The sequence below is a fragment of the Streptomyces cyaneofuscatus genome (genome assembly GCF_042718795.1).
GTDB lineage: Bacteria > Actinomycetota > Actinomycetes > Streptomycetales > Streptomycetaceae > Streptomyces > Streptomyces cyaneofuscatus_A.
Genome location: NZ_JBHXOX010000051.1, coordinates 1 through 7,184, shown reverse-complemented (window position 1 = coordinate 7,184; position 7,184 = coordinate 1). Strand labels below are relative to the sequence as shown.

Annotated in this window: 8 protein-coding genes; all 8 read right to left on the bottom strand. The window is 71.2% G+C overall.

The genetic code is table 11. The features are described from left to right. Positions 1-110 precede the first annotated feature (110 nt). The 8 genes from ACFWRT_RS36305 to ACFWRT_RS36270 all read right to left on the bottom strand — a co-directional run bounded on the left by ACFWRT_RS36305 (position 111) and on the right by ACFWRT_RS36270 (position 7,070). Complete coding sequence (locus ACFWRT_RS36305) at positions 111-1,181, bottom strand: lysophospholipid acyltransferase family protein (protein ID WP_380956057.1); 1,071 nt, start codon at positions 1,179-1,181, stop codon at positions 111-113. Between the two features lie 15 nt (positions 1,182-1,196). After that, positions 1,197-2,285 (bottom strand): NAD-dependent epimerase/dehydratase family protein, encoded by a 1,089-nt coding sequence (locus ACFWRT_RS36300; protein WP_380956056.1) that lies wholly within the window; start codon positions 2,283-2,285, stop codon positions 1,197-1,199. Between the two features lie 188 nt (positions 2,286-2,473). Continuing rightward, positions 2,474-2,572 carry a 30S ribosomal protein bS22 gene (locus ACFWRT_RS36295; RefSeq protein ID WP_003948845.1) on the bottom strand — a complete coding sequence of 33 codons (99 nt, stop codon included), beginning with the start codon at positions 2,570-2,572 and terminating at the stop codon, positions 2,474-2,476. 174 nt (positions 2,573-2,746) lie between these two features. Next, positions 2,747-2,959: a helix-turn-helix domain-containing protein gene (locus ACFWRT_RS36290; protein WP_192806960.1), complete on the bottom strand. Its 213-nt coding sequence runs from the start codon at positions 2,957-2,959 to the stop codon at positions 2,747-2,749. A gap of 128 nt (positions 2,960-3,087) precedes the next feature. Beyond that, the gene (locus ACFWRT_RS36285; RefSeq protein ID WP_380956054.1) at positions 3,088-3,903 is read right to left on the bottom strand and encodes a phosphatase; all 816 of its coding nucleotides are present in this window, start codon (positions 3,901-3,903) and stop codon (positions 3,088-3,090) included. A 103-nt stretch (positions 3,904-4,006) separates the two neighbouring features. Then, on the bottom strand, positions 4,007-5,179 hold the full coding sequence (locus ACFWRT_RS36280; protein WP_380956052.1) for an acetoin utilization protein AcuC: 1,173 nt from the start codon (positions 5,177-5,179) through the stop codon (positions 4,007-4,009). After that, the gene (locus ACFWRT_RS36275; protein ID WP_380956051.1) at positions 5,148-6,383 is read right to left on the bottom strand and encodes an MFS transporter; all 1,236 of its coding nucleotides are present in this window, start codon (positions 6,381-6,383) and stop codon (positions 5,148-5,150) included. The genes ACFWRT_RS36280 and ACFWRT_RS36275 overlap by 32 nt, the downstream gene beginning before the upstream one ends. Before the next feature lie 42 nt (positions 6,384-6,425). Further along, entirely contained in the window at positions 6,426-7,070 is a 645-nt protein-coding gene (locus ACFWRT_RS36270) for an HAD family hydrolase (protein WP_380956050.1), read from the bottom strand. Positions 7,071-7,184: the final 114 nt, after the last annotated feature.

Below are 7,184 nucleotides of genomic sequence, written 5' to 3'. Positions count from 1 at the left end.
CCGCGCCCGGGTTGCGCGGGTCCCCACCCACCCCCCCCCGCCTTCGGCCCCCGCGGGGGGGGGGCGGCCCCGCGGCCCCGCCCCCCCCCCCCTCTCGCGTACCCCGGCCCTCAGAAGAAGACCGACCGCCGCTGCACCAGCAGCTTGTACAGCGTGTGCTGGATCTGCTCCCGCACCTGGTCCGTCAGATTGAACATCAGCATCGGGTCCTCCGCCGCCTCCGGCGGATAGCCGTCCGTCGGGATCGGCTCACCGAACTGGATCGTCCACTTCGTCGGCAGCGGCACCGCACCCAGCGGCCCCAGCCACGGGAACGTCGGCGTGATCGGGAAGTACGGGAAGCCCAGCAGCCGCGCCAGCGTCTTCGCGTTGCCGATCATCGGGTAGATCTCCTCGGCCCCCACGATCGAGCACGGCACGATCGGGGTCCCCGCCCGCAGCGCCGTCGAGACGAACCCGCCCCGCCCGAACCGCTGGAGCTTGTACCGGTCGCCGAACGGCTTCCCGATCCCCTTGAACCCCTCCGGCATCACCCCGACGATCTCGCCGAGCTCCAGCAGCCGCTGCGCGTCCTCCGCACAGGCCAGCGTGTGCCCGGCCTTCCGGGCCAGCTCGTTGACGACCGGCAACTGGAAGACCAGATCGGCGGCGAGCAGCCGCAGATGGCGCTCGGCCGGGTGGTTGTCGTGCACCGCGACCTGGAGCATCAGCCCGTCCAGCGGCAGCGTCCCGGAGTGGTTGGCCACGACGAGCGCCCCGCCCTCCGACGGGATGTTCTCGATGCCCTTCACCTCGACCCGGAAGTACTTCTCCGCCAGCGGCCGCAGCGCCGACATCAGGACCTGGTCGGTGAGCTCCTTGTCGTAGCCGAACTCGTCGACCTCGTAGTCACCGGTGACCCGCCGCCGCAGGAACGCGAGCCCGCCCGCGATCCGCCGGTCCCAGCCACCACCGCCCGCCTCCCGCAAGGACGACTCCTGGGGCCGCTGAGGCTCCTGCGGGTCCGCCGCACCCTCCAGGGGGTCATCGGGGAGCCGGCCGCCCGGCAGGGCGCTCACAGGGGCCGTGGCGCCGTCGCCCCGCCCACCGCTGCCGCTCCCCGTCCGGCGCCGGGCCGGACGCGAGCCGCCACCGGACCGCGAACGGTCGTCGTCGAACGGAATGACCTTGGCATCCGCCATCGTGGCCGCGCTCCTCTACCTGGCGCCGTGAGTCGTCTGTACCGCACCGGCCCCGCGCTCCCGCGGCCCGGCACCCCCCGGCAGCGGCAGCTCCGCCAGCCGGTCCACCGCCCTGCCCACCGTCTCCGGCGGCAGCAGCCCCGGGCCCCGGCTCCGCGCGAACTCCGCGAACGTCTCGGCCGTGGTGAACTCCGGCCGGAAACCGAGGGTGTCGCGCATCTGCACGGTCGAGACCACCCGGCCGTGGGTCAGCAGCCGGATCTGCTCCGGCGAGAAGTCGGTCATCCCGATCGTACGGAGCGCCGAGCCGACCCACGTGACGGCGGGCAGCAGCACCGGCACGGTCGGCTTCCCCAGCCGCCGCGAGCACTGGGAGAGCAACAGCACACCCTCCCCGGCGATGTTGAACGTCCCGCTGTTCAGCGTCCCGCGCCGGGGCTCGCGGGCGGCGACCTGGAGGACGTCGACCACATCGTCCTCGTGCACGAACTGGAGCCGGGGGTCGTAGCCGAAGACCGTCGGCAGGACCGGCAGCGACAGGTAGTCCGCCAGCGGCGAGTCCGGCCGCGGCCCCAGGATGTTGGCGAACCGCAGCACGCACACCGCGACGTCCGGCCGCCGCCGGGCGAAGCCCCGTACGTACCCCTCGACCTCCACCGCGTCCTTCGCGAACCCGCCGCTCGGCAGCGACTTGGGCGGAGTGGTCTCGGTGAACACCGCCGGATCGCGGGACGCCGACCCGTACACGCTGGTACTGGACTTCACCACGAGCCGCTGCACGGTCGGCGACTTCTGGCAGGCGCCGAGCAGCTGCATGGTGCCGATGACGTTGGTCTCCTTGATCGCCGTCCGGCCGGCGGTGCCGAGCGCCTTGCCGGAGACGTCCAGGTGCACGACCGTGTCCACCGCGTACTCGGCCAGGATCCGCGCCAGGGCGGACTGCCGGATGTCCGCGCGGACGAACTCCGCCTCCCCCAGCGGATGCGCGGGCTCGACCGCGTCCACGGCGATCACCCGCTCCACCCCGGGATCGCGCTGGACGCGCCGGACGAAACGGCCCCCCAGTTGCCGGGCCACTCCTGTGACGAGGACGACCTTCCCCAAGACCAGCGCCTTCCGTCGGCAGGGGAAGCCGAACCCTGCTTCCCTGTTCCCCTGCTTCCCGCGGTAACTTCCCTGGCCGTCACCGTAGCGCTTGGACGGTTCCCTGTGACGACCCCGTGCCCCGAAACGCACCGCAGCCCCCCCGCCAGGACGGCGGGAGGGCTGCGGATCTCACGAACTGCGTTCGCTTACTTCTTGTTGCGACGCTGAACGCGCGTGCGCTTGAGCAGCTTGCGGTGCTTCTTCTTGGCCATCCGCTTGCGCCGCTTCTTGATAACAGAGCCCACGACTACCCTCGCTCACTTCTTCTTCACTGGTGCGGGGCGTCTGGGCCCACACGACCTACGTCGGCCTAGCCTACCCGCCACCGGGTGAGGGACGTAATCCGAGGGCAAACCCAGGAGGTCCGAGGGCAGACCCCAGGCGGTCCGGGGGCTTTCCTCAGGCTTTCGAGGGCGGCCTCAGGCTGATTCCACCCCCACAAAGGACTCGCGGAGATACGCGTGAACCGCTTGCTCCGGCACCCGGAAGGACCTTCCCACCCGGACCGCCGGCAGATGACCGCTGTGCACCAAGCGGTACACGGTCATCTTCGACACTCGCATGACCGAGGCGACTTCCGCCACGGTCAGAAACCTGACCTCGTTGAGAGGCCTTTCGTTGTCAGCAGCCATGACCCACCTGTACCTTCCGCACCGGACGCGCACCGGCTTCCCCTCCGGTGACTCTTCGTCGCTGTGCGCTCACTCCCCAGGTTAGGGGCGGGTGGTGCGAGTGGGGAAGAGGAGGGACGCCTGGGCGGCTACGCGGACAGACCGGCCCGGTGGAGCACATACCGCGCCAGTGGCCGGTAGTAGTGCGAACGCACCCCGTCATCCAGCGGTACGACGACCGAAACCCGCCCCTCGGCCTCGCCGACGAAGAGCGCGGGATCATCCGTATCCGCCGGTCCGATCGCCTCGATACCGAGCTGACCTGCGCCGCAGACCCACCCGTGATCCCCGATCACCAGCTCCGGAAGAACCCCGTACCGCTCCGCCGCGTCCTGGAGCGCCACCCGGACCGGCAGCGGCGAATGCGTGTGTGCGCCGGTTTCACCACCCGAGGGCCGCCCCCCGGGCTCACGTACCAGCGCGACCCCCCGTACGTAGTCGAGACGGTACGTACGTACGCCGAACCGGGTCGTCATGTCGATACATCTCCCCTGCGCGGGGGTGAGGACAGGACATCCCGCCGACGACAAGGCGTCTGCCAGCCCGGCGTAGAACCCCAGCAACCGGTGCGGATGCCCGGTCCCCAGCAGCACCGGCGCCCGCAGCGACGCCACCCGCCCCAGCCGCTCCGCGAACGCGTCCAGACCAGCCACCGTCCGCTCCGGATCGATCGCGTCCGGACCCGACACATGCCCCGGATCGGCCGAGACCCCGCACCGCTCGGCCATCAGCCGCAGCACCTCCGGCTCACCCCAGGCCCGCTCGGGCGTCAGCCCCAGCATCACCCGCGGATCCCGCGCGGCGAACAGCCGGTAGCTGCGCAGACTGTCCTCGCGCGACGTGGCAACGGGCCCGGCCAGCCGGGCCGCCAGCAGATGGGCGCGTAACGCCCCGGTGCTCAACACCCTCGGGATGCTGCCGCATCACCCGGCCCGGGCGGGCCGAATTCCCGGTACGCCCCACCGTTGGCGTAACCGCACGGCACAATGCCCACCCGGTACGCGGACGTCAGGCGAGCAGCCCCCGCAGCGGGAACGCCGCCTTACGGGTCGCGAGGACGGCCTGATCCAGCCGGTCCGCCGGGTCGTACCCGTCCTCCCAGGACGGCCAGGACGGCGTTCGCCCGTCGGTCATCCGACCGGGCCCCAACTGCCGCGTACGGGCGTAGACCAGATCGCGCCACGACGGCGGCACCACCGACTCCGGATCGACGGGAGCATGCGCGGCGATCCCGACCAGATGCGTCCACGACCGCGGTACGACATCCACCACCGCGTACCCGCCCCCGCCGAGCGCCACCCACCGCCCGCCCTCGGCGTACTGGTGCGCCAGCTCGTGACAGGACTCCATCACCGCCCGCTGGGCGTCCAGGGAGACGGCGAGATGGGCGAGCGGGTCCTCGAAGTGCGTGTCGGCCCCGTGCTGCGTGACGAGCACCTGGGGCCGGAAATCGGCCAGCAGCTCGGGCACGACGGCGTGGAACGCCCGCAGCCACCCGGCGTCCCCGGTCCCGGCGGGCAACGCCAGGTTCACCGCGGCCCCCTCGCCGGCCCCGGCCCCGGTCTCCTCCGGCCACCCGGTCTGCGGGAACAGGGTCCTCGGGTGCTCGTGCAAGGAGATCGTCAGGACGCGCGGGTCCTCCCAGAACGCGGCCTGCACCCCGTCCCCGTGGTGGACGTCCACATCGACGTACGCGACCCGCTCGGCGCCGAGCTCCAGCAGCCGGGCGATGGCGAGGGCCGGGTCGTTGTAGATGCAGAACCCGGCGGCCGCGCCCGGCATGGCGTGGTGCAGCCCCCCGGTGAAGTTCACCGCGTGCGCGGTCTCCCCGCGCCACACGGCCTCGGCGGCCCCGACGGACAGCCCGGCGATCAACGCGGACGCCTCGTGCATCCCGGCGAACGCCGGATCGTCCACCGTACCCAGCCCGTAGTCCTGGTCGGCGGCCCGCGGATTCGCGGAGGCGGCCCGTACGGCGGACACGTAGTCCTGCCGGTGCACGAGCCGCAGCGTCGAGTCCCCGACCGGCTTCGCCGACCGCAGGTCCACCGCCGCATCGAGCCCGAACGCCCGCACCAGCCCCATCGTCAGGGCGAGGCGGACCGGGTCCATGGGGTGGCTCTCCCCGAAGTCGTATCCCGTAACTGCGTCATCCCACATCAGCTGTGCGCGGCCGCTCATGCCCGCCACCGTATCGGGCGGGGCTCGGAGCGAACGAGCGGGCATACACCAGCGTCGCCAGCACCAGAACCATCGGTACGAGCATGGCGCCCCGGTAGCTCCACGCATCGCCCAGAACCCCCACCAGCGGCGAACCCACCAGGAACCCCACATAGTTGAAGATATTGAGCCGGGCCACGGCCGCGTCACTGTTCCCCGGGAACAACCGCCCGGCCGCCGCGAAGGTCTGCGGCACGATCACACAGAGCCCGAGCCCCAGCATGGTGAACCCGAGCATCCCCACCCAGGCCCCCGGCGCCCCCGCCACCACCGCGAACCCGCCGGCCGCCAGCAGACTCCCGCCCCGCACCACGGCCACCGCCCCGAACCGCCGCACCCCGAGGTCCCCCACGGCCCGCCCCAGCAGCGTCGTCACCATGTAGACGTTGTACGGAAGCGTCGACATCTGCTCCGAGCTGCCGAGCACGTCCTGGAGGTACTTGGCACTCCAGTTGGAGACGGTCGAGTCACCGATGTACGCGAAACACATCACCAGGCAGAGCGGCAGCAGCAGCTTGAACGAGAGGCCCCCGCCGGGAGCCTTCGGGCCTTCGTCACCGGCTCCCTTCGGACTCCGCCCCTCCGTGTACCACCGGCTGCCGAGGAGCGCGGCAGGCAGCAGGACGGCCACCACAGGGAGGTAGGACACGAACAGCGACAGATCCCACCGCGCCCCGACCCACGCCAGCGACGCCCCGGCGATCCCCCCGAGGCTGTACGCGGCGTGGAACCCGAGCATGATGGAGCGCCCGTACGCCCGCTGAAGGCTGACGCCCATCATGTTCATCGAGGCGTCCAGCGCCCCGACCGCCAGCCCGAAGACCCCGAGCGCCACGGCGATGTGCCAGAGCTCACGGCCGGCCCCCACCCCGAGCAGGGACAGCAGGACGAGGGGCTGCGCCCACCGCAGGACGACCCCGGGCCGCACCCGCGCGACCACCTTCTCGGTGAGTACGCTGCCGACGCCCGCCAGGATCGGGACGGCGGCCAGGAAGACGGGCAGCAGCCCGTCGGATATCCCGTACTGGTCCTGAAGGGCGGGGATACGCGTCACGAGGAGCGCGAACGCCACCCCCTGGACGCCGAAGCTCAGTGCCAGAGAGGCCCTGCCGTGCCGCAAACCCGGGCCGACCGCGCCCGGACGTGTCATGCCCGCGTCTGTCATGGCCGCGAGCGTAGGCCCAGGATCTACCCATGGGTAGATGGATCAGGCGAGCAGTTCCGGGAGTTGGGCCATGTCCGAGAAGTACCCGGTCACTCCGGTCAGCCGATCGGCGGGCATCATCGACGTGAACCCGTACACGTCCATCCCCGCGGCCCGGGCCGCCTCGACACCGAGCGGGCTGTCCTCGATGACGACGCACCGCTCCGGCGCGACGCCCATCCGCTCGGCGGCGTGCAGGAACAGGTCCGGCGCCGGCTTCCCCCGCCCGACGTCCTCCGAGCTGAAGATCCACTCCTCCTCGAACCACTGGTCGATCCCGGTCTTCCGGTGCCCGACCCGGATCTTCTCGTGGCTCCCGGACGAGGCGACGCAGTAGTCGACCCCGTCGGCCACGAGCTTGCCGAGCACGTCCTGGACCCCGTCCACCGCCACCAGCTCCTGCTGGAAAGCAGCAAAGGTGCGGGTGTAGAGGGTGGTCTCGAAGTCCGCGGGGAGCTTCTCGCCACCCCGCTCCTCGACGAGGTCGTGCACCCGGTGCACGGCGGCCCCCATGTAGTCGCGGAGCGACTCCTCGTACGAGGTGGGGTGACCGAGTTCGGTGAGGTAGCCGGCGAGGATGGTGTTGGAGATCGGCTCACTGTCGACGAGCACACCATCGTTGTCGAAGATGACCAGTTCGTAGCGCATGGTCCGACCCTAGACGCTCGGAACGCAGAAAAGCCCCGCACCATACGGTGCGGGGCTTTCCCGGAAAAATTGTTCGGCGGCGTCCTACTCTCCCACAGGGTCCCCCCTGCAGTA